Source organism: Amycolatopsis sp. NPDC004368, assembly GCF_053602515.1.
Genome location: NZ_JBSGDT010000032.1, coordinates 23,452 through 48,949 on the forward strand (window position 1 = coordinate 23,452; position 25,498 = coordinate 48,949).

The 25,498-nt window shown below is 70.3% G+C and carries 23 protein-coding genes and 1 other RNA gene; 4 read left to right on the forward strand and 20 right to left on the reverse strand.

The window, feature by feature from the left end; all coding sequences use genetic code 11:
- Positions 1–4: 4 nt before the first annotated feature.
- The gene (locus ACWEOE_RS32745; RefSeq protein WP_452016035.1) at positions 5–1,192 is read right to left on the reverse strand and encodes an RNA polymerase sigma factor; all 1,188 of its coding nucleotides are present in this window, start codon (positions 1,190–1,192) and stop codon (positions 5–7) included.
- Entirely contained in the window at positions 1,189–1,569 is a 381-nt protein-coding gene (locus ACWEOE_RS32750) for a YciI family protein (RefSeq protein ID WP_452016037.1), read from the reverse strand. The genes ACWEOE_RS32745 and ACWEOE_RS32750 overlap by 4 nt, the downstream gene beginning before the upstream one ends.
- A gap of 99 nt (positions 1,570–1,668) precedes the next feature.
- Here ACWEOE_RS32750 and ACWEOE_RS32755 point away from each other — a divergent pair, with 99 nt between their 5' ends.
- Positions 1,669–2,091 (forward strand): YybH family protein, encoded by a 423-nt coding sequence (locus ACWEOE_RS32755; RefSeq protein ID WP_452016039.1) that lies wholly within the window; start codon positions 1,669–1,671, stop codon positions 2,089–2,091.
- A gap of 63 nt (positions 2,092–2,154) precedes the next feature.
- On the opposite strand, the gene ACWEOE_RS32760 is transcribed toward ACWEOE_RS32755, so the two are convergent.
- From ACWEOE_RS32760 to ACWEOE_RS32810, 11 genes are all read right to left on the reverse strand, one after another.
- On the reverse strand, positions 2,155–3,294 hold the full coding sequence (locus ACWEOE_RS32760; RefSeq protein WP_452016041.1) for an ABC transporter ATP-binding protein: 1,140 nt from the start codon (positions 3,292–3,294) through the stop codon (positions 2,155–2,157).
- Positions 3,291–4,286 (reverse strand): ABC transporter ATP-binding protein, encoded by a 996-nt coding sequence (locus ACWEOE_RS32765; RefSeq protein ID WP_452016043.1) that lies wholly within the window; start codon positions 4,284–4,286, stop codon positions 3,291–3,293. The genes ACWEOE_RS32760 and ACWEOE_RS32765 overlap by 4 nt, the downstream gene beginning before the upstream one ends.
- A gap of 4 nt (positions 4,287–4,290) precedes the next feature.
- Positions 4,291–5,226 carry an ABC transporter permease gene (locus ACWEOE_RS32770; protein WP_452016045.1) on the reverse strand — a complete coding sequence of 312 codons (936 nt, stop codon included), beginning with the start codon at positions 5,224–5,226 and terminating at the stop codon, positions 4,291–4,293.
- On the reverse strand, positions 5,223–6,224 hold the full coding sequence (locus tag ACWEOE_RS32775) for an ABC transporter permease (protein ID WP_452016047.1): 1,002 nt from the start codon (positions 6,222–6,224) through the stop codon (positions 5,223–5,225). Before ACWEOE_RS32775 ends, ACWEOE_RS32770 begins: the two co-directional genes overlap by 4 nt.
- 91 nt (positions 6,225–6,315) lie before the next feature.
- Complete coding sequence (locus tag ACWEOE_RS32780; protein ID WP_452016049.1) at positions 6,316–7,986, reverse strand: ABC transporter substrate-binding protein; 1,671 nt, start codon at positions 7,984–7,986, stop codon at positions 6,316–6,318.
- 282 nt (positions 7,987–8,268) lie between these two features.
- A complete protein-coding gene (locus ACWEOE_RS32785; protein WP_452016051.1) occupies positions 8,269–8,742 on the reverse strand; it encodes a uridine kinase family protein in 474 nt (157 codons plus the stop codon).
- Between the two features lie 44 nt (positions 8,743–8,786).
- Positions 8,787–9,224: a DUF2304 domain-containing protein gene (locus ACWEOE_RS32790; protein WP_452016053.1), complete on the reverse strand. Its 438-nt coding sequence runs from the start codon at positions 9,222–9,224 to the stop codon at positions 8,787–8,789.
- A 9-nt stretch (positions 9,225–9,233) separates the two neighbouring features.
- On the reverse strand, positions 9,234–9,938 hold the full coding sequence (locus tag ACWEOE_RS32795; RefSeq protein ID WP_452016142.1) for a glycosyltransferase family 2 protein: 705 nt from the start codon (positions 9,936–9,938) through the stop codon (positions 9,234–9,236).
- A 60-nt stretch (positions 9,939–9,998) separates the two neighbouring features.
- Positions 9,999–11,963: a DUF6541 family protein gene (locus ACWEOE_RS32800; protein WP_452016055.1), complete on the reverse strand. Its 1,965-nt coding sequence runs from the start codon at positions 11,961–11,963 to the stop codon at positions 9,999–10,001.
- Between the two features lie 73 nt (positions 11,964–12,036).
- A complete protein-coding gene (locus tag ACWEOE_RS32805; protein WP_452016057.1) occupies positions 12,037–13,344 on the reverse strand; it encodes a hypothetical protein in 1,308 nt (435 codons plus the stop codon).
- Complete coding sequence (locus tag ACWEOE_RS32810; RefSeq protein WP_452016059.1) at positions 13,341–14,366, reverse strand: glycosyltransferase family 2 protein; 1,026 nt, start codon at positions 14,364–14,366, stop codon at positions 13,341–13,343. The genes ACWEOE_RS32805 and ACWEOE_RS32810 overlap by 4 nt, the downstream gene beginning before the upstream one ends.
- Before the next feature lie 71 nt (positions 14,367–14,437).
- On the opposite strand from ACWEOE_RS32810, the gene ACWEOE_RS32815 reads away from it, so the two are divergent.
- Positions 14,438–15,547: a UDP-N-acetylglucosamine 2-epimerase gene (locus ACWEOE_RS32815; protein WP_452016061.1), complete on the forward strand. Its 1,110-nt coding sequence runs from the start codon at positions 14,438–14,440 to the stop codon at positions 15,545–15,547.
- Between the two features lie 57 nt (positions 15,548–15,604).
- Here the strand turns inward: ACWEOE_RS32815 and recR are convergent, their stop codons facing one another.
- On the reverse strand, positions 15,605–16,201 hold the full coding sequence (recR, locus tag ACWEOE_RS32820) for a recombination mediator RecR (RefSeq protein ID WP_452016063.1): 597 nt from the start codon (positions 16,199–16,201) through the stop codon (positions 15,605–15,607).
- 3 nt (positions 16,202–16,204) lie between these two features.
- On the reverse strand, positions 16,205–16,567 hold the full coding sequence (locus ACWEOE_RS32825; protein ID WP_452016065.1) for a YbaB/EbfC family nucleoid-associated protein: 363 nt from the start codon (positions 16,565–16,567) through the stop codon (positions 16,205–16,207).
- 85 nt (positions 16,568–16,652) lie between these two features.
- Here ACWEOE_RS32825 and ACWEOE_RS32830 point away from each other — a divergent pair, with 85 nt between their 5' ends.
- The gene (locus ACWEOE_RS32830; protein WP_452016067.1) at positions 16,653–17,486 is read left to right on the forward strand and encodes an N-acetylmuramoyl-L-alanine amidase; all 834 of its coding nucleotides are present in this window, start codon (positions 16,653–16,655) and stop codon (positions 17,484–17,486) included.
- Positions 17,487–17,505: 19 nt separating this feature from the next.
- Here the strand turns inward: ACWEOE_RS32830 and ACWEOE_RS32835 are convergent, their stop codons facing one another.
- Both ACWEOE_RS32835 and ACWEOE_RS32840 read right to left on the reverse strand, forming a co-directional pair.
- The gene (locus ACWEOE_RS32835) at positions 17,506–19,635 is read right to left on the reverse strand and encodes a DNA polymerase III subunit gamma and tau (protein WP_452016069.1); all 2,130 of its coding nucleotides are present in this window, start codon (positions 19,633–19,635) and stop codon (positions 17,506–17,508) included.
- A gap of 45 nt (positions 19,636–19,680) precedes the next feature.
- Positions 19,681–21,273, reverse strand: coding sequence for an ALF repeat-containing protein (locus ACWEOE_RS32840; protein WP_452016071.1), 1,593 nt, complete (start codon positions 21,271–21,273; stop codon positions 19,681–19,683).
- Positions 21,274–21,398: 125 nt separating this feature from the next.
- On the opposite strand from ACWEOE_RS32840, the gene ACWEOE_RS32845 reads away from it, so the two are divergent.
- On the forward strand, positions 21,399–22,265 hold the full coding sequence (locus tag ACWEOE_RS32845; protein ID WP_452016073.1) for a spermidine synthase: 867 nt from the start codon (positions 21,399–21,401) through the stop codon (positions 22,263–22,265).
- A 26-nt stretch (positions 22,266–22,291) separates the two neighbouring features.
- On the opposite strand, the gene ffs is transcribed toward ACWEOE_RS32845, so the two are convergent.
- The 3 genes from ffs to ACWEOE_RS32860 all read right to left on the reverse strand — a co-directional run bounded on the left by ffs (position 22,292) and on the right by ACWEOE_RS32860 (position 25,334).
- Positions 22,292–22,386, reverse strand: an RNA gene (gene ffs, locus ACWEOE_RS32850) — signal recognition particle sRNA small type.
- 21 nt (positions 22,387–22,407) lie between these two features.
- A complete protein-coding gene (locus tag ACWEOE_RS32855; protein ID WP_452016075.1) occupies positions 22,408–22,836 on the reverse strand; it encodes a roadblock/LC7 domain-containing protein in 429 nt (142 codons plus the stop codon).
- Positions 22,833–25,334: a nitrate- and nitrite sensing domain-containing protein gene (locus ACWEOE_RS32860; RefSeq protein ID WP_452016077.1), complete on the reverse strand. Its 2,502-nt coding sequence runs from the start codon at positions 25,332–25,334 to the stop codon at positions 22,833–22,835. The genes ACWEOE_RS32855 and ACWEOE_RS32860 overlap by 4 nt, the downstream gene beginning before the upstream one ends.
- Positions 25,335–25,498 lie beyond the last annotated feature (164 nt).

Sequence of the window (25,498 nt, forward strand, 5' to 3'; positions counted from 1 at the left end):
TGAGTCAGGGTCGATCGGACGCAGCACGCAGTTCGAGGTGCCGGCGCTCCGGCAAGCTCAGCGTGTGCCGGGCCGCCGCCGCGTAGTACTCGCGCGCCCCGGAGCGGTCCCCCGCCAGCTCCAGCAGGTGCGCCCGTACGACGTCCACGCGGTAGTGGTCCGGCTGCTCGGCGGCGTCGAGCTCGGCCAGCGCGACGGCCGGGCCCTCGACCATGGCGAGCGCCACGAGCCGGTTGAGCGTGACCATCGGGCCGGGCGCCACCTGGCGCAGCAGGTCGTAGAGCAGCAGGATCTGCGGCCAGTCGGTGTCCTCCGCCGTGGCTGCCTCGTCGTGGACGGCGGCGATCGCGGCCTGCAGCTGGTAGGGGCCGACGGGCGCGGTCGTCAGCGCGTGGGTGATCAGCGCCGTGCCCTCGGCGATGGCGCCGGCGTCCCAGCGCGAGCGGTCCTGCTCCGCGAGCGGGACCATCGTGCCGTGCGGCCCCAGCCGCGCGGCCCGGCGCGCGCTGGTGAGCAGCATCAACGCGAGCAGGCCCGTGACCTCGCCGTCGTCGGGCAGCTCGGCGTGCAGCTGCCGGGTGAGCCGGATGGCCTCGGCGGTGAGCTCCACCCGGTCGACGGCCGAACCCTCGCTGGCCGTGTGCCCCTCCGTGAACACGAGGTAGAGCACCTGCCGCACCGCGGCGACGCGAGCGGGCCGTTCGTCCGCCGGCGGCAGGCTGAACGAGGTGCCCTTCACCTTCTGCTTCGCCCGGCTGATTCGCTGGCCGATCGTCGATTCCGGCACGAGGAACGCCCGCGCGATCTCGGCCGTCGTCAGGCCGCCGACGGCCCGCAACGTCAGCGCCACCTGCGAAGGCCGCGTCAACGCTGGGTGGCAGCACAGCAGCAGCAACGTGAGTGTGTCGTCCACCGCGGGCGCCGGGTCCGGCTCGGGTGACGAGAGCGCGAACACCGCCTCCTCACGCCGCTGACGTGCGGCTTCACTGCGGAACAGCTCGATCCGCCGGCGCGACGCCGTGGTGATCAGCCACCCCTTCGGGTTGTCCGGCACGCCGTCGCGCGGCCACTGCACGGCGGCGGCGAGCAGGGCCTCCTGCACGGCGTCCTCACACGTGTCGAACCCGCCGTAGCGGCGCACGAGCGCGGTGAGGACCTGCGGTGCCAGCTCGCGCAGGAGACCCTCGTTCACAGCTCGAAGTCCACGTCACCGGTCAGACCCATCACGGGCCGGACCTCGATCGTCGCGTACGGCGCCTCCGGGATCCGCGCGGCGATCTCCAGGGCGCGTCCCTCGCTGTCGCATTCCAGCAAGTAGATGCCCGCGAGCTGCTCCTTGATCTCCGCGAACGGCCCGTCGGTGGTGCTGACCTCGTCGTCGCGCACGATCACCTGCTTCGTGAGCTCGGGCGCGGCCAGCCGTTCGGACAGGATCCGCTCGCCGGAGTCGTCCAGCGAAGCGTTGAACTCGACGTACGCGCGCAGGCCCGCGGCCTTCTGCTCGTCGCTCATCCCCGCCCAGGCCGAACGCGACGCCGGGTTGCCGTAGATCAGGACCAGGTACTTCATCGGGTGCCTCCTCGAAATCGTCGTCACCCTGGATGTCGAAGCCGTGCCGGCGGTTTCGACGTCCCCTGCGAAACCCGACGAACTCAAGGAGAGCACAGAATGTCCGAGAACGAGATTCGCGACCTGCTGGCCGAGCGCACCGCCGCGATGTTCGCCAAAAACCCCGAGCGCCTGGTCGCCCGTTACGCCGACGGAGCCGTGAAGTTCGACCTCGCGCCGCCGCTGCGCAACACCGGCGCGTCGGCGGAGTTCCTCACGACGTGGTTCGGCGGCTTCACCAGCCCGGTGACGTATGAATACACCCAGGTCGAGGTGACCGAATCCGGCGACCTGGCGTTCACGACGGCGCTGGCGAAGATGTCGGCCGTGCCGGTGGGGATGAGCGAACCGTTCACGCTGTGGTTCCGCTCGACGCTGTGCTTCCGCCGCATCGACGGAGCGTGGCGGATCGTGCACGAGCACAACTCCACGCCGTTCTACATGGACGGCGGGTTCCGCGCCGCGATCGACCTGCAGCCGTGACTCTCGCCCGACAAAAAGCGATCGGCGGCGAGTCCACACGGGACGCGCCGCCGATCGTTCGCCTCACAGGATCTCGGTCACCGAGCCGATGTCCGGCGCGACGTCCGGGTTCAGCATCCCGGTGAGCTCCACCAGCTCCGGCTCCACGTCGTGCGGCTGGATGCGGCCGTCGCGGATGTCCTCGGCGTAGTGGCAGGCCACGCGGTGCCCCTCGCCGATCTCCCGAAGCTGCGGGCGGTCGGTGTCGCACAGGCTCGCCTGCCGCCACGGGCAGCGCGTGTGGAAGCGGCAGCCCGACGGCGGGTTTGCCGGCGAAGGCAGGTCGCCCGCCAGCAGGATCTGCTCGCGGGTGTCCTCCACGACCGGGTCGGGCACGGGAATGGCCGAGAGCAGCGCCCGGGTGTAGGGGTGCAGCGGGTTCTCGTACAGCTCCGCCGACGTCGTCTCCTCGACCAGCGCGCCCAGGTACATCACGCCGATGCGGTCGGAGATGTGCCGCACGACGGCGAGGTCGTGGGCGATCACCACGTAGGTGAGTCCCAGCTCGTTCTGCAGGTCCTCCAGCAGGTTCACGACCTGGGCCTGCACCGACACGTCGAGCGCCGACACCGGTTCGTCGGCCACGATCAGGTCCGGCTCCACGGCCAGCGCCCGCGCGATGCCGATGCGCTGGCGCTGCCCGCCCGAGAACTCGTGCGGGTACTTCCGCAGCGCCGTCTCCGGCAGGCCGACCGCGCCCAGCAGCTCACGCAGCCGCTGGTCGGTGGCCGCCTTGTCCTTCGCCAGGCCGTGGGCTTTCATGCCTTCCAGCAGGATCGACTCGACCGGCTGCCGGGGGTCCAAGCTGGACATGGGGTCCTGGAAGATCATCTGCATGCGGCGGCGGGCCTTGCGCAGCTTCTCGCCCTTGAGGTGGGCCACGTCGGTGCCGTCGAACACGACCTTGCCGGCCGTCGGTTCGTTGAGCCGCAGGATCGCGCGGCCCAGCGTCGACTTGCCGCAGCCGGACTCGCCGACCAGACCGTAGGTCTCGCCGCGGCGGATCGACAGGTCGACACCGTCCACGGCGTACACGTGCCCCACCGTGCGGTCGACCACGACACCGCGCTTGATCGGGAAGTGCACCTTGAGGTCGGTGACCTCGAGCAGCACGTCCGATTCGGTGTCCGGCTGGGTGAACACCTCGGTCGCCTCGGTCGTCATCGGGTCCCTCCTGCGGTGGCCACGGCGGGCTTCACCGGGTTGTGGCAGCGCAGCAGGCCGTCGCGCTCGGGCACGAGCTGCGGCGAGCGCTCCTCGCACACCTGCAACGCGTTGGGGCAGCGCGGCGCGAACGCGCACCCGCCTTCCCACGGGATGTTGTCGGCCACGGAGCCGCGGATCGGCACGAGCTTCTCGCCCCGGCCCTCGTCGAGGCGCGGGATCGAGGCCAGCAGCCCGTGGGTGTACGGGTGCCGCGGCTCGGCGAACAGCGCGTGGCGCTCGTTGCGCTCCACGATCTTGCCGCCGTAGAGCACGTTGACCTCGTCGCAGAGGCCGGCGACGACACCGAGGTCGTGCGTGATCATGATCAGCGCGGTGCCGGTGTCCTGCACGAGCTCCCGCAGCAGCGCGAGGATCTGCGCCTGGATCGTCACGTCGAGCGCGGTCGTCGGCTCGTCGGCGATGAGCAGCCGCGGCCGGCACGCGAGCGCGATCGCGATGAGCGCGCGCTGGCGCATCCCGCCCGAAAGCTGGTGCGGGTACTCGGAAAGGCGCCGCGTCGGGTCCGGGATGCCAACCTTGTCGAGCAGGTCCGCGGCCTCGACCTTGGCCTTGCTGCGCGACATCCCGCGGTGGCGTTCGAGCACCTCGGTGATCTGCAGCCCGATCGGGATCACGGGGTTGAGCGAGGACAGCGGATCCTGGAACACCATGCCCAGGTCGCGGCCACGCCGGTCGCGCATCTCGCGATCGGAGATCTTCAGCAGGTCGGTGCCCTCGAACGACACCGAACCGCTGACCTTGTTGCCGCGCTTGGCCAGCAGCCGCATGATCGCCAGCGACGTCACGGACTTGCCGCAGCCGGACTCGCCCACGAGCCCGACGGTCTGGCCGGGTTCGACGTCGAAGCTGACGCCGTCGACGGCGGTGAACGGCTTCTCACCGCGGCGCTGGAACACGACCGAGAGGTCGCGGACTTCGAGGAGTGCCATGGTCTTACCGCCGGTTCTTCGGGTCGAGGGCTTCACGCAGTGACTCGCCGAGCAGCGTGAACCCGAGCGCCACCACGATGATCGCGATGGCCGGGTAGTACGCGAGTTCCGGGCGGATGTCGAGGAACTGGCGCGAGGCGTTGCCCAGCATCAGCCCCCACTCCGCGCGCGTCGGGTCCGGGTCGCCCAGGCCGAGGAACGACAGCGCCGCGGCCTCGAGGATCGCGGTGGCCAGCGTGAGCGTGGCCTGCACGATGACCGGGCCCAGCGAGTTGGGCAGCATGTGGCGGAAGACGATCGTGCCGCGTTTGACGCCGAGTGACGTCGCGGCCAGCACGTGGTCGGCTTCCCGTTGCGCCAGCATGGAACCCCGCAGCAGCCGCGCGAAGATCGGCACACCGATGATCGACACGGCCAGGATCACCGTCCACTGGCTCGGCTTCGCGAACAGCGCCGCGATCGAGATCGCCAGCAGCAGCGAGGGGAACGACAGCAGCACGTCGACCAGTCGCATGAGGACGGTGTCGACCCAGCCGCCGAACGCACCGGCGAGCCCACCGATGATCACCCCGATCAGCACGCCGATCACGGTCGCGAGCACACCGACGATCAACGTCTGCTGCGCTCCGACGATGAGCCGGGACAGGAAGTCGCGGCCGAAGTCGTCGACGCCGAGCGGGAAGCCCGGGCTCGGGCCGGGGATGATGCCCTTGCCCAGCTCCACCTGGCTCTGCAGGTAGCGGATCTGCGGGTCCTTCGGCGCGATCAGCGGTGCGAAGATGGCCAGCAGCAGGAACAGCAGCGTGATCACGCCACCGGTGATGGCGACGGGGCTGCGCACCATGCGCCGCAGGGCCTCGGCCCCGAGGCTGCGGCCGCTCGCCGAAGCCTTCGCCAGCTTGTCGATCGGTTCTTTTTTCTTGGCCAGCAAAGTGTTCATCGCACACGCACCCTCGGGTCGATGATCCCGTACGAGATGTCGACCAGCATGTTCACCAGCACGTACACCAGAGCCCCGAACAGCAGCAGAGCCTGCAGCCGGGGGTAGTCGCGCCGTTCGATGCCTTCGGCCAGGAGGAAGCCGAGGCCGCGGAAGTTGAAGACCCGCTCGGTCAGCACCGCGCCGCCGAGCAGCGCGCCGGTCTGCAGGCCGATGGTCGTGACCACCGGCAGCAACGCGTTGCGCAGCACGTGCCGCCGCCGGATCACCGACTGCGTCAGGCCCTTGGAGTTGGCCGTGCGGAGGAAGTCTTCGTTGAACACGTCGAGCACCGACGCACGCGTGATGCGGGTGATCACCGCGAGCGGGATGGTCGCCAGCGCGAACGCCGGCAGGATCAAGTGCTTGATCGCGTCCCAGACGGCGTCCCACTCACCGGTCATCATGCCGTCGAGGATGGCGAAGTTGGTGATGCTCGTGGCGTCGATGCCGGGCGCCTGGCGGCCCTGCGACGGCAGCCCGAGCGGGGCGGCGAGCAGGTCCTGCATCATGTAGCCGAGGAAGAACACCGGCACCGCGACGCCGATCAGCGTCAGCACGATGATGATGTTGTCGGGGATGCCACCGCGGAAGCGCGCGGCCAGGTAACCGAACGGCACGCCGAGCACGATCGCGATGATCATCGCCGTGAGCCCGAGCTCGATGGTGGCGGGCAGGAACGTGCCGATCTCGCCCATCACCGGCTGAGCCGAGACGAGGGAGTTGCCGAAGTCGCCGGTCACGGCGCGGCCGAGGAATCCGAAGTACTGCAGGATGATCGGCTGGTCCAGGCCCAGCACGTGGTTGAGGCTGGCGATCTTCTCCGGCGTCGCCTTGTCACCCAGGAGCGCGGCCGCGGGGCCGCCGGGCAGGGAGCGCAACCAGGCGAAGACCAGGATGGACAGGATGAGGAGCGTCGGAATCGCTTGTAGCACCCGACGCACGAGGAAACGGAGCACTTGTAGTCCTTTGTGTACAGCCCGGGAACGTGGGCAAAGGGGGCAGGCGCGGTAGCACCTGCCCCCCAGCCCGGCTGCTCAGCGGAGCACGTCAGCCGATCGTGACGTTGTTGAAGCGTTCGTCGGTGAGCGGGCTGGCCACCACACCCTTGACCTTCGGACCGACCACGATCGCCGGCGTCGGGTAGGCGATCGGGATGGCGGGCAGGTAGTCCATGATCTGCTTGTTCACGCCCTGGTAGGCCTTGGCGTGCGCGTCACCGGCCGGCGAGGCGTCGGCCTGGGCCAGCGCGTTGAACAGGTCGGGGTTGTTGAACCCGAACTCCTTCTTCTCGCGGCCGAAGAACGTGCCGACGAAGTTGCCGGCGTCGTTGTAGTCACCGGTCCAGCCGAGCAGGTGCAGGTCCTGCTTGCCGAACTTCTGCACGTCGTCCTTGTAGCCACCGTTCCACGGCTCGGCGACGGGCTGGATGGTGATGCCGATGTTCTTCAGGTCCTCGGAGATCGAGGTGAACGTGTCGGCCGGGTTCGGCATGTAGGGCCGGGTGACCTCGGTCGGGTAGTAGAACTTCAGCGTCAGGTTGCTGGCGCCGGCCTCGGCGAGCAGCTGCTTGGCCTTCGCCGGGTCGTACGGGTACTTGGTGACGTCGTCGGTGTAGCCCGAGATGGCCTTCGGCACGAACTCGGTCGCGACCTCGGAACCCTCGGCCAGCTTCGACTTCACGAACTGCTCGCGGTTGATGCCGTAGGCCAGGGCCTGGCGGACCTTCACGTCCTTCAGCTTCGGGTTGCCCGACTGGTTGATGCCCAGGTACAGCACGTTGAACGACGGGCGGATGAGGACCTGCTCACCCTCGTTGCGCAGCAGCCCGTAGTCGGCCGGGGCCGGGTAGTCGTAACCCTGGATGTCGCCGGCCTTGAGGGCCTGCTTGCGGGCGTTCTCGTCCGGGATGACCTTGAAGACGAGCTTGTCGAGCTTCGCCGGCGCGTAGCTGCTGTCGTTGCGCACCAGCGTGATCTCGCCCTTGCCCTGGTCCCAGCTGTCGAACTTGAACGGGCCGGTGCCGGTCACGAACTTGTACGCGTAGTCGCTGTAGGTGAAGGAGTCACCGGACTGCGTGACCTTGTCCGCGTCGTGCTGCTTCATCGCGGTCGGGCTCTGGATCGCGAACGACGGCAGCGTGAACGCGGCGGGGAACGCACCCTTGGCCTTGTTGAGGTTGATGACCGCGGTCGACGGGTCCTTCGCCTCGCAGCTCTTGTAGACGGGGTCGCCGCCGGCGTCGCCCTCGTTCTTGGCGAAGCCCTCGAAGACGTCGCCGTAGTAGATCATCTGGCTCTGGGCGGCGGCGCCCTTCATGTTGTACCAGCGGTCGAAGTTGAAGCAGACCGCGCTGGCGTCGAAGGCGGTGCCGTCGCTGAACTTCACGCCCTGCTTGAGGGTGAAGGTCCAGGTCTTGCCGTCGTTGCTGGACTCCCACTTGGTGGCGAGCGAAGGCTCGAGCTCAGCGGTGCCCTGCTTGTTCTGGATCAGCGTGTCGAGCATCTGCCGCGTGATCCGGAAGGTCTCGCCGTCGTCGTTGAACGCCGGGTCGAACATCTTCGGGTTGCCGGTGTCGCCGAAGACCATCGTGCCTCCGGTGCCACCGCCTCCGGCCTCGTCGCGCTTCGACTCGGCGCACGCGGTGAGCGAGACCGCGAGCACCCCGGCGAGCCCGATCAGGGCCGCTCGACGTGTTCGGGTCAGGCGCAATTGCTGCATCTGGCACCCCTTGGGAGATGTTCGGTGTCAAGAACCGTCCGGTCGGTCAGGAAACACTCGGACGGTCGGTGTGCTCAGCGACACTAGCGGGAACTCGCCTCGCACTTAAGCACGTGAGGTTACGATCGCACTACGTAAGGGCCAAAGTCACCGCAATGTGTCGAGAAATGTGTACGCACCGTGATGAGTTTTGTCGCTTTGGTACGAAGGGTGACACTACGGCCACTCTAATGGCCTAGTCCAGAAGGCGGTTTTCGGGCTGTTCCGGACGTCGGGTGACGATCACGGCAGTCTGGTTTGTGCCGATTCCCGCGTGCCGTCGACGGCGAACCACCCTTGTTCGAACAACTGCCAGCGACGCAGATCCGCGCGCGAGGGCTCACCATCGCGCGCCACCGCGCGCTCCAGCCGCGCCTCCTGCGTGCCCCCTTCGACCCAGCACAGGTGCGACAACCGCGACCGCACCGCGCGCCGGCCGCTCGACACGCCCTCCAGCACCAGAACTCGAGGCACCTCAACGGTCACGAGCGCACCCGGCCGCGGTTCCCCGGAGGTCCAGTCCACCTGCCGGTACGCGCCCGAACGCCCGGCTGAAAGCGGTTCCAGCACCCCACGTTCCAGCTGCGGCCACCACGCCACCGGGTTGTCCCACGTCGCAAACGCATCGGTACTGACCAGTCCGGCCCCGAGCTCCTCCGCCACGGCCGCCGCCAGCGTCGACTTGCCCGCCCCGGACGGCCCGTCGACCGCGAGCACCCGAACACCGCCCAGCCGAGGCGGGGCGGCGAGCAGTGCTTCGATCAGCGCACGCGTGCGGTGCTCACTTCAGGCAGGCCCTGCACGTCGTCCGGCGTGGCCGTCTTGGCCTCCAGCGCTTCGATGCGGGCCTCGAGCTCACGCTTGGTGTCCTCGAGCTCGCAGCGCAGCAGCGCCGTCTCCTCGACAGAGGTCCGGACCTCTTCCTCGAGGTGCCCGACTTCGGTGGAGAGGTGGAGTGCGACGAGGGCCAGGACGACGCCGGCCAGCAGGAACACGAAGTTCGACGGGGTCTGGACCCCGGTGATCCTCGCCAGGAACTCCGCGGCCTGCGGGATCACCGCCAGCACCACGACACCGACGGCGACGATGAGCCACACGCCCGCGTACTTCTCGCGCAGCTTGCGGCGCCGCATCATCTCGATGACGACGAACAGCACGAGGCACGCGACGACGATGCTCAGTACGCGCCAGCCGGCCATGGAATCCCCTTACGCTGCGTCGGACGAGTCGACGGACGGACGACGGCGGACCAGCGCCAGCAACAGCGCCAGGCCCGCGCGGCCGAGGTAGACGGCCGACTTCACGGGCGAGTGGCTCGGCGTGCCGGCCACGCGTTCCCGCATCACCACCGGCACCTCGGCGATCACGAGCTTGCCGCGGATCGCCATCACGAGCGATTCGACGGTGTCCCCGAGGTACTCGGCCGGGTAGTACGAGGCGAACATCCGGATCGCGCGCGGGCCCATGGCTTTGAACCCCGACGTGACGTCGGAGATCTTGCGCCCAGCCAGGCGTGAGAAGACGAGTGAGAGCACGACCATCGCGTACTTGCGCGGGCCGACGGCGCGGTAGGCGCCCTTGCCGGCGAAGCGCGAACCGATGGCGATGTCGGCACCGTTGTCGAGCTCGGCGAGCAGCGCGCCGACCTCTTCGGGGTCGTGTTGACCATCGGCGTCCACCTGCACCACCACGTCGTACCCGCGAGCGGCGGCGTAGCGGAAGCCGGTGCGCATCGCGCCACCGACACCGAGGTTGACCGCGAGCCGCGCCACTTCGGCCCCCGCGGCGCGCGCGATCCGGGCCGTGGTGTCCACCGAGCCGTCGTCGACGACCAGGATGTCCATACCGGGCAGGGAGGCTTTGACCTGGGTGATGACGGAGCCGACGCTGGCCTGTTCGTTGAGGGCGGGCATCACGATCAGAACGCGTCGGGTGCTCACGGAGGTGGTGGACACGGAGATCACTCTAACTTCTCACTGACCGTGAGGGGCGGCGGACCCGGGTGAGGCACCCGCCGCGACGACGCCCTGCTGGCCTTCGATCTGGTAGATCGTGGCGCCGTCGTTGCGGAATACCTCGTGGAAATCGGGACCGGCGACGAGGTCGGCGACCCCGACGGAGGCTTCGGCCGTGGGCGTCGCCTTGCCCTTGCCCACGATGACGTAGCGCACGTGCAGATCCGTGAGGTCCTTGCGCACCTGTGGGTACTTCTCGATGTCGTCGAGCCACACGGACAGGTAGCCGGCCTCGGTGTCCGGTTCGGCGCCGTAGAAGGTCCACTCCACCGGCTGCACCCCGGCCAGGGCGTACATCCACACCGAACCGTCGGACTTGTCGTTCATGACCCGCTCGCCCGGCGAGGTGTGCTGCCCCAGCCACTGGTAGGCGGCTTCCTCGGCCTTCGAGACGGCGGGGCCGTCGCCGTAGTTGATCTCCAGCCGCGCGGTGTTGCGTCCGATGTAGCCACCGCGGCTGAGCCCGCCGGCCACGATCGCGATGAGTACCGCGCCGATCAGACCCAGTGTCGCCGGCTGCAGCTTCACGCGGGAGCCGACCTTGCGAGCGAACCAACCCGAAACCGTGTGGGTGAACTCACCGAAGGCCACGCTGCCGGCGAGCGGCACCAGAGCCGCGATGCGCCAGTGGTCGTTGTAGAAGATGCCGGTCAGGGTGTGGATCAGGGGCGTCTCCAGCGAGACGGTGGCCGCGAACAGGCCGCCGAACACGATGTACGCGCCGACCATCCACATCATCCGGCGGTGGCGCACCATCAGGAACACCCCGATGATCGCCGGGATGCCGATCCACCACTGCGGGAAATCGGCCATCGGGGAGAACGTGATCGTCTCGCCGAGGCCGCCGCTCACCGTGGCCTCCGAGGCCCACGTGGCGCTGGTCACTCCGCCCGCGTTGTACAGCGAAGGCAGCACGAGCGGCACGCCCAGCACCGCTGCGAGCACCACGGTCGCGACGAGCGATGGGCCCGACCGTCGCCAGTCGATCTTCTCCCAGCGGAACAGCACCGCGAGCAGGATGAGGATGAAGTAGACGGCGATCACGAACACGATGCTCGTGTGCAGGCCCGTGAGACCCGCCACACCGACGCCGATCGCGACCGGGCCGGCGATGCCCATGGGCTTCAGCAGCAGCTTGGCGATCGCCAGCATCGCCGGGATCATCGCGACGCCCGCGACGTAGGGCCACAACGGTCCACGCCACAGCGAGTCGTACGGGAAGGCGGTGAACCACGTGGTCACGGCCGCGGCGGCCGCGATTCCCAGCGGTGGCATGTTCCAGGCCCGGCACATCGCGGCGACGCCGAGCGGCACGCTGAGGATCACGGCGAGGACCGCGAGGTTCAGCGTGGGCATCATCGTGAGCCCGGCCTTGTCGAACACGAGGGCGAGCAGCGCGTGGTAGGTGTCGGGGTAGAAGTAGTCGGTTTGGTTGGGCAGGTTGGCGATCGTGCCCACAGTGGACGGGCGCGCGTCGCCGTGCTCGGCGATCCAGCGCACCAAATTCGCGTGGAACGGCGCGTCCCAGCCCTGCTGCACGCTGTCGATGCCGTTGGTACCCCGGAAGAACGTGACCGCGCCCACGGCCATGCCGACGAACACGCCGAGCCCGATCAGCACGTGGTCGCGCACCGAGCGCGCCAGCTTCTCCTCGGGCTCACGCTCCGGGTGGCGGCGCGCGGTGAAGCGGCGCACGCCGAAGCCGATCGCGAAGCCGATGAGCGCGAGCACCACCGTCCACAGTGCCACGTCGAGCAGGTTCCAGCGGATGCCGAGGTCGCCCAGCACCGGCACGCCGAGCGCCACGATGCCGAACGTCAGCAGCGGCCCCGCTGCCGCGAGCGTCCAGCCGCGCAGGCCGATGGCGGTGCCGAACACCAGCCCGGGCACCCAGAAGGCGAGCAAGATCAGTACTACGTTCATCGGATTCGCTGTCCAACCCTTACCGGCTCTTCACACCGGCTCGTCCGCCGGCCTGAGCTCGCCTGCACAGTACTCAGACGCCCGGGGTGGCCTGAACGTTGCCCGCCGGTCGCCGCAAAACGAACGCGGCCGCGACCACGAGCCCCACCGTCGGCCCGACCGCCAGTCCGACCACGGCCCGCAAGATCGTGTCACCCGGCAGCAACAGCAGCACCAACGCCGTCGAAACGGCGACCACGGCCCAGGTGACGAGCACCTTGTTCGCCTGCGTCCTGGCGACGAGGACCGCGGTCATGAGCTGCATCGCGGTGAGCAGGACGGCACCCCAGACCATCCCAGCGACCCACCAGCCCTGCGCCACGAAATCGGGCCCGTAGAGCAGCTTCACCAGCCACGGACCGATCAGCAGGCCGACCACGAAGCCGACCACGCCGACCACCAGCGTGCCGATCGTGCCGATCGCGAGCAGACGGCGCAGGCGGTGCATGCCGTCAAGCGAGCCCGACAGTCGCACCACAGTCGGCACGGCAAGTGCCTGCAGCGGCGAGAGCAGCAGCAGTGGCACCCGCGAGACGGTGAGCGTGTTGAACAGCACGCCGACCTGGGCATCATCGCCACCTGGGGCGAGCAGACTGACCAGCGCGGGATACCCGGTGATCACACTCGCGGTGAGTCCGGCGCCGATCATGAGCAGCACGATCCGCGAGGCCACCGGCCGCCACGCTTCGCCCTCCAGGTGTGGGTCGATCAACCCGGTGATCGGGCGAACGAACAACAGCCACGCGAAAGACCCTGCCGCGGCTGCGATCGCGAACGACACGACCCCCGTCAGGCCCGCGAGGAACACCCCGGTGAGCACCACCACGCGCACTGCGGCCTCGGCGAGCACCAGCCACGAGTACTGGGCGATCTTCTGCGCTCCGACCAGCAGGCCGCGCGCCGCGAACTGGCACGAGAACGACAGCGCGCCGAGCAGCACGATGAACCCGAGTTCGGGGCGGCCGTCGTAGAGGCGGTCGGTGAGCACCGGCACGACCAGCGTCAGCGCGGCGATCACGGCGACGATCAAGGCGCCGACGGTGAGCGCGCGAAGGGCCGCCTTGCCCGGCCGGTGACCGGCCAGCTTGGCGACCGCCGACTGGCGCGACAGCTCCTGCTCAAGGGGGGACAGGGCGCTGCCCAGCCCCATGAGGATGCCCCAGAACGACAGGAACACCTTGCTGTTGACCGGTCCCAGCCAGCGGCCGACCAGGAGGGTCAGGACGTAGCCCAGCGCGATGGCGACCAGCAGCGAAATGCCGATCTTGCCCGCGGACTTGCCGGTTTCCTTCGCCAGCTCGCGTTGTCCCTCGTCGGTCACCGGTGTGCTCGGCGTGCTCACCGGGAGGACCGGCCGCGACGGGAGCGCAGGGCCATCACCAGACCGCGCACGGCACCGGCGCCGAACCCGGCACCGAACACCGGGGCGAGCAGCGCGACCGCGCGGGCTTCGGACTTCGTGGCGCCGAAGCGCGTCACCGCGGCGCCCGCCGCGGCGGAACCAACGGCGGCGAGGGCCACGGCCGTCTTCGGGCGGCGCGCGGCCAGCCCCAGGCCAACAAGGCCGACGGCGAAGGCGGCGAAGAGGCCGTTGCGGGCGGGGCCGGGCGAAGCGAGGTAGGAGTCCACGAACGTGGTGCCGCGGAAGTAGGACTGGGCCGTGAACTTCTTGAAGGAGTCGCGCCCGTGGTAGGTCGCGGCGAAGTCCGGTGCGAGGAAGATGCGGTGGCGCTCGGCGATCCAGCGCAGCACGCCGGTGTCGTCGCTCGCGAAGCGGGAATCGTCGAACAACGATTCGAATGCGGCGCTCGCGTTCTCCAGAACTTCACGCGGTGCGGAAAAGAATCCGGTGCCCTTCGGGAACACGTCGAATTCGTCGATGCCGAACGACATCAGCCGCGGATTCGCGCAGTAGCGGCGCCACGGAATCTTCACTATGCCGGCGAGGAAGCCCGCGTACGGATTGCGCTCGGAGTCCACGTTGATGTGGCCGTTCCAGACCGTGCGCTCGGGGTGCGCCACGAGCTGGTCGCGCAGGAACACGAGTGAGGCCTGGTCCACGATCACCCGGCTGTCGACCAGGAGGATCTGCCGGCCCGACGCCTTCGCGAGCCCCGCGCGGCGCGCTTCGAAGCGTCCGCTGTTGGGCTGGGCCAGCACGGTGATGCCGTGCCGCCGCTGGAGTGCGGCCAGCTTCTCGGGCGTCGCGTCGGTGCTGCCGTCGTCGACCACGACGATCTCCACCGGCCAGCCCGCGACCTCCGCCGCCGTGACCAGTGCGCCGACGCTGCGTTCGATCCAGTCCTGCTCGTTGTAGACCGGAATCACGACGCTGAGCGAGGGAAGGAGCGGGTTCGCACTCACGGGCCGAGGCTACCCTGTGCGGTCAGGCCGGACGTGCCCAGTATCCTTCGGGTACCGCAAACCGACCAGAAATGGGCCTTACGGTGATTTCCTTCATTCTCGGCACCACCGCGGAACTGATCAAGATCGCGCCGGTCTACCACGGGATCGCCGAGCGCGGCATGCGGCCGAAGATCTGGTTCACCGCGCAGCACGTGGACGAGGTCGCCGACGCGTTGTCGGATCTGAAGCTGCCCGAGCCCGACGTCTGGCTCGTGCCGCAGGACAAGGCCCACAACCTGGAGTCGCCGGCGCAGGTGCCGGGGTGGGCGGCGCAGGTGATGCGCACCGCGTGGAGGCGGCGGGCCGAGTTGCGCGCCGCGCTCAACGAGGACGGGCGGCCGCCGCTGGTGCTGGTGCACGGGGACACGTTCACCACGCCGTACGGAGCTCTCATCGGGAAGCGCATCCTGAAGTCGCGCGTCGGGCACGTGGAGGCCGGGGCGCGGTCGGGCAGCATCCTGTCGCCGCTGCCGGAGGAGCTCAACCGCAAGATCGCGGCGAAGATCGTGGACATGCACTTCGCGCCGACCTCGCGTGAGGTGAACAACCTGCGCCACGCGCGCGGCGTCGTCGTCGACACCGAGGCCAACACCGCCATCGACGCGATGCGCCTGGCGATCGGCCAGCCGCTGGACGTGCCGAACCTACCGGAGAAGTTCGGCCTGGCGACGCTGCACCGCTTCGAGCTGGTGTCGCGCGCGGACAAGTACCGCGAGGCGCTGGAGATCCTGCGCGAGCAGAGCCGCAAGATGCCGATCCTCTACATGGCCGGCGCGCCCGAGCGCGAGAAGATCCGGTCGCTGGGCCTGGACAACTTGTTCGACGACAAGTTCATCGCCCAGCCCAAGATGCGTTACCTGAAGTTCCTGCCGCTGGTGGCGAAGGCCGAGTACGTCGTCACCGACTCCGGTGGCCTGTCCGCCGAGTGCTACTACCTCGGTCTGCCCTGCGCGGTCCACCGCGAGCGCACGGAGACGCCCCAGCACCTCGGCGAAACCGTCGTGCTCACCGAAATGCGCGGCGACAAGCTGCAGAACTTCCTGGACACGTACCAGAACCGCCGCGGCGAGTCCTGGATGGACAAATACCACCCGTCCGACATCATCGTCGACACGTTGGCGCAGCTCGGTTACTGCTGAGCGCACGCGAAAAACGGCCCCTTCACCGCGCAGGTGGAGGGGCCGTTTGCACGTCTGCTACAGCGCGCGCCGCCCGGAAAGGGCGCGGCCCAGGGTCAACTCGTCCGCGAACTCCAGGTCGCCGCCCATCGGGAGGCCCGAGGCCAGGCGGGTGACCGACAGGCCGGGGAAGTCGCGCAGCATGCGGACCAGGTAGGTGGCCGTGGCTTCGCCCTCGGTGTTCGGGTCGGTGGCGATGATGATCTCGCGCACGTCGGCCTCGCCGATGCGCTTGAGCAGCTCGCGCATGCGCAGCTGCTCCGGCCCGATGCCCGACAGCGGGTCGAGCGCACCACCCAGGACGTGGTAGCGGCCCTTGAACTCACGCGTGCGCTCGACGGCCAGCACGTCCTTCGGTTCCTCGACCACGCAGATCACCGTGAGGTCGCGGCGCTCGTCGCGGCAGATGCGGCAGGTCTGCTGTTCGGAGACGTTGCCGCAGATCTCGCAGAACTGCACGCCTTCCTTGACCTTGCCGAGCACGTCCTGCAGGCGCCCGATGTCGGCGGGATCCGTTGCCAGCAGGTGGAAAGCGATGCGCTGGGCGCTCTTCGGCCCGACCCCGGGCAGCCGCCCGAGCTCGTCGATCAGGTCCTGGACCACACCCTCGTACAAGGGTCAGCCGCCGAACCCGAGGCTGCCGAGGTCCGGCATCCCGCCGCCGCCACCGAGGCCGCCGGCCAGGGGGCCGAGCTTCTGCTCGGTGAGCTTCTGCGCGTTGGCCGACGCGTCGCGCACCGCGGCGACCACGAGGTCGGCCAGGGTCTCGACGTCGTCCGGGTCGACCACCTTCGGGTCGATCACGAGGCTCTTGAGCTGGCTGTCGCCGGACACTGTCGCGGTGACCAGGCCGCCGCCCGCGGTGCCCGTGACCTCGGTGCTCGCGAGCTCCTCCTGCGCCTGCACGAGCTGCTGCTGCATCTGCTGCGCCTGCTGCATGATCTGCGACAGATCGAAGCCGCCGCCACCGGGTTGCACCATGATCGCTCTCGATCCTTCCGCCTCTGGGTGTTCCTCCCCAGCGTAGCCGCGTCTGCCCGGGCGCCACGCGCACGCCTGTGGCACGGTGGTCGCCGTGCGCGTGAACCCTCTCCCGCTGCTGGCCGGCCTGGTGCTGCTCACGGCGTGTTCCGGTGGCGGCGCGACGCCGGCCGCGGCCCCTTCCCCGGTGGCCACGGCCGCCTCGACCACTCCGCCCACGCCGACGTCCTCTTCCGCGCCGCCGACGACGTCCTCCGCGAAGCCCCCGGCGTCCGGCGAGGTCGTGGTGCTGGACCCCGGCCACAACGGCGGCAACGCGTCGCACCCGAAGGACATCAACCGCAGCGTCCCGGCCGGGCGCGGCCAGATGAAGCCGTGCAACACCACCGGCACGGCCACCAACGCCGGCTACAGCGAACACGCCTTCAACTTCGCGGTGGCGCAGGAAGTCGGAACGGCGTTGGCCGCCAAGGGGATCAAGGTCGTCTACACGCGCACGAACGACACCGGCGTGGGCCCCTGCGTCGACCGTCGCGCGGAAATCGGCAACGAGGCGAACGCCGACGCCGTGGTTTCCATCCACGCCGACGGCTCCACCTCGGCGGGCGCCCACGGCTTCCACGTCGCCTACTCGTCACCCCCGCTGAACGCCGCCCAGGGTGCTCCGTCGACGAAGCTGGCCCACGCTCTGCGCGACGGGCTGCGCGCCGACGGCTTCACCACGTCCACCTACATCGGCAGCGCGGGCCTGTCCGCGCGCGCCGACCTCGGCGGGCTGAACCTCTCGACGCGGCCGACGGTGCTCGTCGAATGCGGCAACATGCGCAACTCCGCGGAGGCCGCGCTGATGTCGTCGGCCGCCGGGCGCGCGAAGTACGCGGCCGCCATCGCCGAAGCGATCGAGGCCTACCTCGCCTGAGCCGCCTCGCCTGAACCACTCAGTCGAGCGGACGCGCACCCAGGTGATCGGAGATCAGCTTGCGGGCGATCTCGTCCGGGTCCTCGTCCGCGGGCGGCGGAGGCGGCGGCGGGACGGGGCTCGAGTCCTCCGAGTAGATGTCGTCGTCCTCGTCCGAGGGTTCGGGCGGGAGCGGGATGTCCGGCTCGGCGGTGGTGACCCTCGGGCGCGCCGGGGGTTCCGGAGCGCGCGGGGGCTCGGGCGCGGGCTGCGGCGGCGCGGCCACCGGAGCAGCGGCCGGGGCTGCCGACGGACGCGTGAACGAACGCTCCGGCGCGGGCGCCGCCTGCTGACGCTGGGGTGCGGCAGCAGCAGTGCGAGCGGGTGCGGCCGCAGCGGCAGCGCCGTGCACGCAGCGCACCTGCCAGTCGCCACCCAGCACGTCGGACAGCGCGCCGGCGATCTTGCGCGCGTTGTCCTGATCGGACAGCCGCCGCGCGAGGGGCTCGGACTTGTGCGTGAGCGTGACGTTCGTGCCCTCGACATCCGCGACCGTCGCCTGCGTGAGCATCGCCTCGAGGCTGCGGCCGCCGGTGAACTTGCGCAACGCGGCGAGCAGCTGTGGCCAGACGTTGCGGATCGCCGCGGCGTCGAACCCACCCTCGACGGAGGCCACGGCCGGGGCCGCCTCGGGCGCCGGAGGAGCGGCGGGTTCAGTCGCTCGGGCGGCGGCAGGTTCAGATGCCGGCGTGGCAGCGGAGGCGGGAGCCGCGCCACCGGGAGTTCGGGTGGTGCCCCAGCCGTCGTCCGCAGGAGGCGGAGACGCGGGCGCTGCTTCTTCCACCGGACGCGCCGGAGCCTGAGCCTGCGCGGCGGGCCGCGCCTGAGCGGCAGCCCGAGCCTGCGGCGCCTCGGCCGGAGCGGCAGTGCGTTGCGAAGGCCGCTGGAACTCGCGCTCAGCCGCCGGCCGCACCGGCGGCTCGACCCCGGCCTCGCCACCGCCACCGGCCACGACCGCCCGGCGTTCGAGCCGCTCGATCCTTGCCAGCAAAGCCTTTTCCGCCTCCGTGACCGAAGGCAGCAGCATCCGCGCGCACAGCAGCTCGAGCACGAGCCGCGGCGACGTCGCGCCCCGCATCTCGAGGAGTCCATTGTGGACGATGTCGGCGTAGCGCGACAGCGTGCCGAGACCGATGCGCTCGGCCTGCGCGCTCATCCGCGCGAGTTCCTCGGCGGGCGCGGACACCAGGCCGCGCTCGCCGGCCTCGGGCACGGACCGCATCAGCACCAGGTCACGCAGGCGGTCGAGCAGGTCGGTCGCGAAGCGGCGCGGGTCGTGGCCGGCGTCGGCGAGCTTCTCGACGGTGCCGAACACCGTGGCCGAGTCTTCGGCCGACAGGGCGTCGACCATGTCGTCGATCAGCGCGACGTCGGTGACACCCAGCAGCGACACCGCGCGCGGGTACGTGACGCCCTCGGGCCCCGCGCCCGCCAGCAGCTGGTCGAGCACCGACTGCGTGTCACGAGCAGAACCGCCGCCCGCGCGGATCACCAGCGGGTACACGGCGGGTTCGACCTGCGCGCCCTCGGCCGCGACGTTGCGCTCCAGCAGCGCCCGCATCGAGCTCGGCGGGATCAGGCGGAACGGGTAGTGGTGGGTGCGCGAGCGGATGGTCGTGAGGACCTTCTCCGGCTCCGTCGTCGCGAAGATGAAGATCAGGTGCTCGGGCGGCTCTTCCACGATCTTCAGCAGGGCGTTGAAGCCCTGCGTGGTGACCATGTGCGCCTCGTCGATGATGAACACGCGGTAGCGCGATTCGGCCGGCGCGTAGAACGCCTTGTCACGCAGCTCGCGGGCGTCGTCGACACCACCGTGGCTGGCGGCGTCGAGCTCCGTGACGTCGACGCTGCCCGGCCCCTCGGGCGCCAGCGCGCGGCACGAGTTGCACACGCCGCACGGGTCCGGCGTGGGACCTTCGACGCAGTTGAGCGAGCGGGCCATGATGCGCGCGCTCGACGTCTTGCCGCAGCCGCGCGGTCCGGAGAAGAGGTACGCGTGGTTGATGCGGCCCGCCGCGAGAGCCGTTCGCAGCGGTTCGGTCACATGCTCTTGGCCGACGACCTCGGCGAAGGTCGCCGGACGGTACTTGCGGTACAGCGCGAGAGCCACCCCGCGAGAGTACCGGGACCGACCGACAACCTTCGCCGGGCCAGGTCAGCGCACCGAGGCGGCGGCCTTCGCCGCGTCCGCGACCAGCGCGTTCACCTTGGCCACGTGTGCGGCGGTCGTCGCGTCGCGCTGCTGGGCGCGGGGTACCTCGTTCGCGAGAAACGCCGCCAGCGCCGAGTCCGGCCCGTCGAGCGCACCCTGAGCGACGGCGTTGACCTCGGCGGCACCGGGCGCGGACATGGCCTGGCCGACGAAGATGCGGTCGTCGATCTGCTTCGCGACGTACTGGCCCTTCTCGAGGAACTCGGTGACGTCCGCGGGCGTGCCGTCGAGGGCCTGCTGTGCCCGCTCCTTGGTCGCGGGGCCGCCCACGGCCAGGATCTGGTCCACGGCGACCCGCTCGTCGATCTCCTTGCCCGGGTAGTTCTTCGTGCGCAGGAACTCCTTGACTTGCGCCCAGGTCCCGGCCAACGCGTCCACCGCGGCCTGCTTCAGCGCGGGCTTCCCGTGGCCGTTCGCGATCGCCGAAACCGCAGCGCGGTCATCGGCTTCCTGTGCGGTGACGAGGCCGGTGCGGACGAACGTGGTCACGTTCTCGTCCGTGCCGCTCAACGCCGCACGGGCGGCGGTGCGGACCGCGGTGCCGGCGTTGCGCAGCAGGTACAGCGCGGCCGAGCGGCCGTCGGTGAGGGCGAGCGCCGGGTCGGTGCCGGGCGCGACGGCCTCGGCGAGCTGCCGGTCCTTTTCCGCCACGAGCTTCGCGGCCTCATCGGCCTTCGCCTGCGCGTCGGCATCGGCCTTCGCGGCGGCCGCCGAAGCAGCCTGCCCGGCGGCTTGCCCCGCGACGAGCTGTTTCTGCAGCCGATCGGCGTTCACCTTGCGCGCGTCGCTCGCGAGCTTCGCCGCCGCGTCGGCCGCCGCCTGGGCCTGGGCCTTGAAGCGGAAGGACGCCGCCTTCACGGCGAGGTCGCGCTGGTGCGTGACCGCCGCGATCTCCGTGTCTCCGGCCGCCGCCACGCCGTTCCAGACCGACAGGAAGTAGCGGACGTCCTCGATCGTGCCGCTCAGCGCCTTCTGCCCAGCCGCGTGCACCTCCGGCCCACCGGCGGACATGACCTGCGTGGCGCGCACGCGGTCGTCGTCGGCCTGCGCCTGCGCGAGGCCGTGCTCGAGGAACTCGTGCCGGTCGGCCGGGGTGCCGTCGAGCGCGGCCTGCGCCGCCCGCTTCACCTCGGGGCCACCCGCGGACATGGCCTGGTTGACCAGCAGGTCCTCGTCGATCTCCCGCGAGACCTGGATGCCGGTGGTGAGGTAGGCGCGGACGTCGTCGGGCGTGCCGTCGAGCGCCTTCTGCCCATCGCGTTTCACGATCGGGCCGCCGGCGGCGATCGCCTGGTCCAGCAGGAGCCGTTCGTCGTTGTCCTGCGCGCTCTGCCGGCCGGTGGTCAGGAAAGTGTGCAGCTCGTCGGCGGTGCCGAGCAACGCCTTGCGCGCCGCGTCGACCATCGTCGGGCCGCCGGTCTCGTACAGCGCCACGGCCTGCGCGCGGTCACCGAGCTCGTCGGCATTCGCCGGCGTGGCGACCCCCAGCCCGAGCGCCAGCACGGCCCCGGAGACGAGCAGTCTTGTCCCGTTCAACGGTTTCCCCCACATCGGTAAAGGATCTTCCGACCCCTTATCGACGTGGACGCGAAGGTGTTTCACGAGTTCCCGCAACCTGTCCTGAGTACCCTCGAACAGACTCGTCCGAAGAGAGGAACCCCGTGAGCCGTTCTGCTCGCAGCCGTGACAAGGGCGGGCCGCGGCCGGGGAAGTACCCGGTGCGGTTCGGGACCGCCGAGCTGCTCGCGGACGCCGATCGGCCCAACGCGTGGCTGATCTCGGTCGACGGGGTCGCGCAGTCGTACGTCGACCTCGACGATCCGACGAACCTGGAGTTCGACTACGTCCGGCGGCTCGGCGACGTGGTCGACTGCCTGCCCGAGGGACCGCTGGACGCGCTGCACGTGGGCGGTGCCGGGTGCACGCTGCCGCGGTACGTGGCGGCCACGCGGCCCGGGTCGAGGCAGCTCGTGTTCGACGCCGACGGGCCGCTGATCGAGCTGGTGCGTGAGCAGCTCGACCTGCGCAGCGTGGCGCGGCTGAAGGTGCGGATCGAGGGCGGCCGCGAGGGCGTCGCGTCGCGGTACGACGCTTCGGCGGATCTCGTGGTGGTGGACGCGTTCGAGCGGGCGTCGTTCGCCGGTGGCCTGGCGACGGTCGAGTTCGTGGCCGACGTCGCCCGGGTCCTGCGGGGTGGCGGGCTGATGCTCGCGAACGTCACCGACGGCCCCGGCCTGGCCTTCGTCCGCCGGTTCCTGGCGACGGCCGGCGAGGTGTTCCCGCACGTGCTGCTGCTGGCCGAGCCCGGCGTGCTGCGCGGGCGGCGCTTCGGCAACGTCGTGGTGGCCGCTTCGCGCGAGCCGCTGCCCGTCGACGTGCTGACCCGCAAGGCGGCCTCCTCCCCCTACCCGGCGCGCTGCGTGGCGGGCGACGAGCTGCGCAAGCTGCGGGGGAAGGCCTCGCCGGTGCGGGACGCCGAGCCGGTCGCGTCGCCGGAGCCGCCGGAGGACGTGCTCGGGATCTTCTGAAAGCCCCCGGAACAGGCCCCCGAAAAGAAAGGGGACCCCGCGCACCCGTCAGAGCCTGCTTATCCTTGCTGCCTTCCGGCCCTGGGGAGGTTCACAGGGTGGACGCCGCGCGGAGTCCGTTGTCCACTGTAGCAGAGCCGCTTCAGGCCCCGACGGCCTGCTTGAGCTCCTCGATCAACGCGGGTGTGAGCACCTCCGTCGCGCGGTTGGCGAACATCGCCATCTCGTACGCGATCGTGCCCAGGCTGGCCTGCTTGTTGGCCAGCACCCCGAGCGAGCAGCCGACGCTGATGGTGCAGACCAGCAGGTAACCGCGTTCGAGCTCCACGATCACCTTGTCCGGCGAGCCCAGCGGGTGGCTGTCGGCGACGCCCTGGGCCAGGCCGAGCATCGCGGACGAGATGGCGGCCAGCCGGTCGGCGTTGGCGCGCACCAGCTCCTGCGACATGGCGATGAGCAGACCGTCGGACGACACCGCGAGGGCGGCGATCGCGCCGGCGGTGTGCAGTGCGAAGCGGTTGACCAGCCAGTTGAAGTTCTGCGCCTCGGCACTGACTTTCGGGATCGTCATGTCTCTCCTCCTGCGTTGGCGGTGGCGGTGGCTCGCGACGCGTCTGCCTTGGCCACGCCGTCGGAGTACGAATCGAAGACTGCCCGTTCGGCGGCCGGATCACGCAGGCCGCGGCGGACCGCGCGCAGCGGCGTGCGGATCGTCTGCTGCGCCTTCAGGCCGGGAGCCAGCTGCGCACCGGGGACACGGCGCACGAGCTCCGGGTCGACGGGCGCGAACTGTTTCGTGGCCAAGCCGCGTTCGAGCCGGGCCGCCAGTTCTTTCGCGCGCGCGACGGCGGTTTCCACCGTCTGCTGCGCCGGCACGGACTCGACCGGATCGGGCTCGGGCTCGGATTCGGCGGGGTCGGCCGACAACGCGGTGGCGAGGTCGTCGCCGTCGAGGCGGAAGGCGGCCGGTTCGTCGGGTTCGGCGTCGGGCCACTCGGGCGATTCCGGCTCGAGTTCAGGCTCGGGGTCCTGGAACCACGTGAACCCGAGCGAAGCCGTGGCCAGCACGGCGATCGCCGGCGCCGGCAGGGGTTCGGGCACGCGGGGGGCGTCGAACAGGTCCGCGGTCTCGGCCGCGGCCGCGGTCACCACGACCGGCGGCTCGTCAGCCGGCACGTCGGTGCGGTCGAACTGTCCGAACGGCACCGTCACGCGCGCGGTGACCCCGCCGGTGCCCGGCGTCGGCGTGAGCTCCACGCCGAGGCCGTGCCGGCGGGCGAGGCGACCCGCTACGAACAGGCCGAGCACGCTCGTCGGCGCCAGTTCGAGGCGTTCGCGTTCGAGCAGCCGCCGGTTCTCCCGCGCCAGCAGCTCGGCGCTCATGCCGATGCCGTGATCCACGACGGCCACGACCAGATCACCGTTGTCCCTGAACTCCGTCTCGACCTCGACGGACGTGGTCGGCGCGGAGTAAGACGTCGCGTTCTCCAGCAGTTCGGCGAACAACCGCACGAGGTCGGCGCCGAGGGAGGACGCCAGCTGCACGTCGGGCAGCTCGCCGAGGCTCACGCGCGGGAAGTCCTCGATCTCCGCCAGTGCCGCGCGCACCGCCGTCGACAGCTGGATCGGGCCGGAGATCGGGTTGTCGTCGTGGGTACCGGAGATGACGAGCAGGTTGTCGGCCGTGCGGCGCAGGCGCGCGGACAGGTGGTCGAGCCGATACAGCCCGGCGAGCGCGCGGGAGTCCTGCTCGTGGCGTTCGAGTTCGTCCACGAGCGCGAGCTGCCGGCCGACGAGGTTCTGCGTGCGCTTGGCGACGTTCGCGAACATGAGGCTCGTGTTGCGCCGCGTCAGCGTCTGGCGTTCGACCAGCGCGGCGGCAGTGGTCTGGACCCGGTTGAACGCGGTGGCGAGCTCGCCGAGCTCGTCGTCGGAAGCGACGTCGATCGTCGCCGGGCGGGGTGCCTGGTCGTCGTCGGCCTCGGTGTCGCCGACGCGGACGAGCTCGGCGTCGGCGAGGTCGGCGACGGAGGTGGCGGCCGAGGTGAGGCGGCGCAGCGGCTCGGCGATCGAGCGGCTCACGGCCAGCGCGAGGAACGCGACGAGTCCGAAGAGGACGGCCGCGCCGGCGCCGACCAGCCAGACCAGCCGGGTCGCGGCGTCCGCGCGCTCGCCGGCGGCGGTGTTGATCTCAGCGGTCACGCGCCCCGCTGCGGCACGGCGTTCGTCGGCCTGCTGCTGGCCCGCGGCCACGACGTCGCGGACGAACGGCTCGGGTTGGTCGTCTTGCTCGGGCAGCTGGGTGGCGAGCTGGTCGACGCGGTGCGCCGCGGGGCCGGAGTCCACATCGGCCACGAGCGCGGCCTGGTCGTGGCCGGCCAGCTGCGTGAACCGGTCGAGGTGGACCTGGGCGCGCTGGGTCGTTTCGTCCAGAAGCGACTCTCCGGCCGAGCGCGACTGGGCCGCCACGACCAGCGCGGTCACGCGCAGCGACTCCTCCTCGTCGTCGCGCAGCAGGGCCTCGAGCGCGGAGAGCTCGCGGGCGCCCTCGTTGTCGGCCGTGGTGCGCGGCACGAGGCGCAGCCCGTCGATCACGGCGCTCACCACGGTGTCGTACGTGCGTGCGATGCGTTCGGCGGAAATGCTGCGGCGCAAGGTTTTCTGCCGCTCGTCACCCAGTGAGCCGACGCGGGCGAGCGCGGTTTTCAGCTCGGCCGGCGCGTCGGCGCCGAGCGCGACGCGCACCTGGCCGACGGTGGCGTCCACCGTCTGCTGCTGGTGCACGAGGTCGGTGTCGGTCGTGGCCGGCGACGCCACGAACGCGGCGGCGAGCACCCCCTCCCGCTGCAGCTGCCAGACGAGCCCGCTGAGCTCCTGCGTGTCCCATGCGGCCCGCACCGTGTCGTCGGCCGCCGTGACGCTGCCGGCCTGCTTGACCACGAAGGGCACGGACACCACCAGCACGGCGGCGAGCGGCGGCAGGAGCAGCAGGTTGAGCTTGCCGCGGATGCCGAGTCTCGACAGCACCCGCGCACCGGCCGACCGGGGCCGGGTCCTGCCGTGGCGCATCAGCGTCACCTTCCGTTCCTCCGCTCACCGCGCCGCGAGCGGACATCTGTACACAAAGGAGCTTTCGATCGAACGGCTGACACCACGAAGAGGGACCGCGTTGAGAACTCGACACGCACAGTGAGACCCGTACCGTGACGGACGAGACCGGCCGGTCCTTGGTT

What these genes read in the sequence shown, in the direction of transcription:
- ACWEOE_RS32750 (WP_452016037.1), bottom strand. Translation starts at nt 1,569, where the DNA reads ATGAAGTACCTGGTCCTGATCTACGGCAACCCGGCGTCGCGTTCGGCC.
- ACWEOE_RS32755 (WP_452016039.1), top strand. Translation starts at nt 1,669, where the DNA reads ATGTCCGAGAACGAGATTCGCGACCTGCTGGCCGAGCGCACCGCCGCG.
- ACWEOE_RS32760 (WP_452016041.1), bottom strand. Translation starts at nt 3,294, where the DNA reads ATGACGACCGAGGCGACCGAGGTGTTCACCCAGCCGGACACCGAATCG.
- ACWEOE_RS32765 (WP_452016043.1), bottom strand. Translation starts at nt 4,286, where the DNA reads ATGGCACTCCTCGAAGTCCGCGACCTCTCGGTCGTGTTCCAGCGCCGC.
- ACWEOE_RS32770 (WP_452016045.1), bottom strand. Translation starts at nt 5,226, where the DNA reads ATGAACACTTTGCTGGCCAAGAAAAAAGAACCGATCGACAAGCTGGCG.
- ACWEOE_RS32780 (WP_452016049.1), bottom strand. Translation starts at nt 7,986, where the DNA reads ATGCAGCAATTGCGCCTGACCCGAACACGTCGAGCGGCCCTGATCGGG.
- ACWEOE_RS32790 (WP_452016053.1), bottom strand. Translation starts at nt 9,224, where the DNA reads ATGGCCGGCTGGCGCGTACTGAGCATCGTCGTCGCGTGCCTCGTGCTG.
- ACWEOE_RS32795 (WP_452016142.1), bottom strand. Translation starts at nt 9,938, where the DNA reads ATGCCCGCCCTCAACGAACAGGCCAGCGTCGGCTCCGTCATCACCCAG.
- ACWEOE_RS32800 (WP_452016055.1), bottom strand. Translation starts at nt 11,963, where the DNA reads ATGAACGTAGTACTGATCTTGCTCGCCTTCTGGGTGCCCGGGCTGGTG.
- ACWEOE_RS32815 (WP_452016061.1), top strand. Translation starts at nt 14,438, where the DNA reads ATGGGCCTTACGGTGATTTCCTTCATTCTCGGCACCACCGCGGAACTG.
- ACWEOE_RS32825 (WP_452016065.1), bottom strand. Translation starts at nt 16,567, where the DNA reads ATGGTGCAACCCGGTGGCGGCGGCTTCGATCTGTCGCAGATCATGCAG.
- ACWEOE_RS32855 (WP_452016075.1), bottom strand. Translation starts at nt 22,836, where the DNA reads ATGACGATCCCGAAAGTCAGTGCCGAGGCGCAGAACTTCAACTGGCTG.
- ACWEOE_RS32860 (WP_452016077.1), bottom strand. Translation starts at nt 25,334, where the DNA reads ATGCGCCACGGCAGGACCCGGCCCCGGTCGGCCGGTGCGCGGGTGCTG.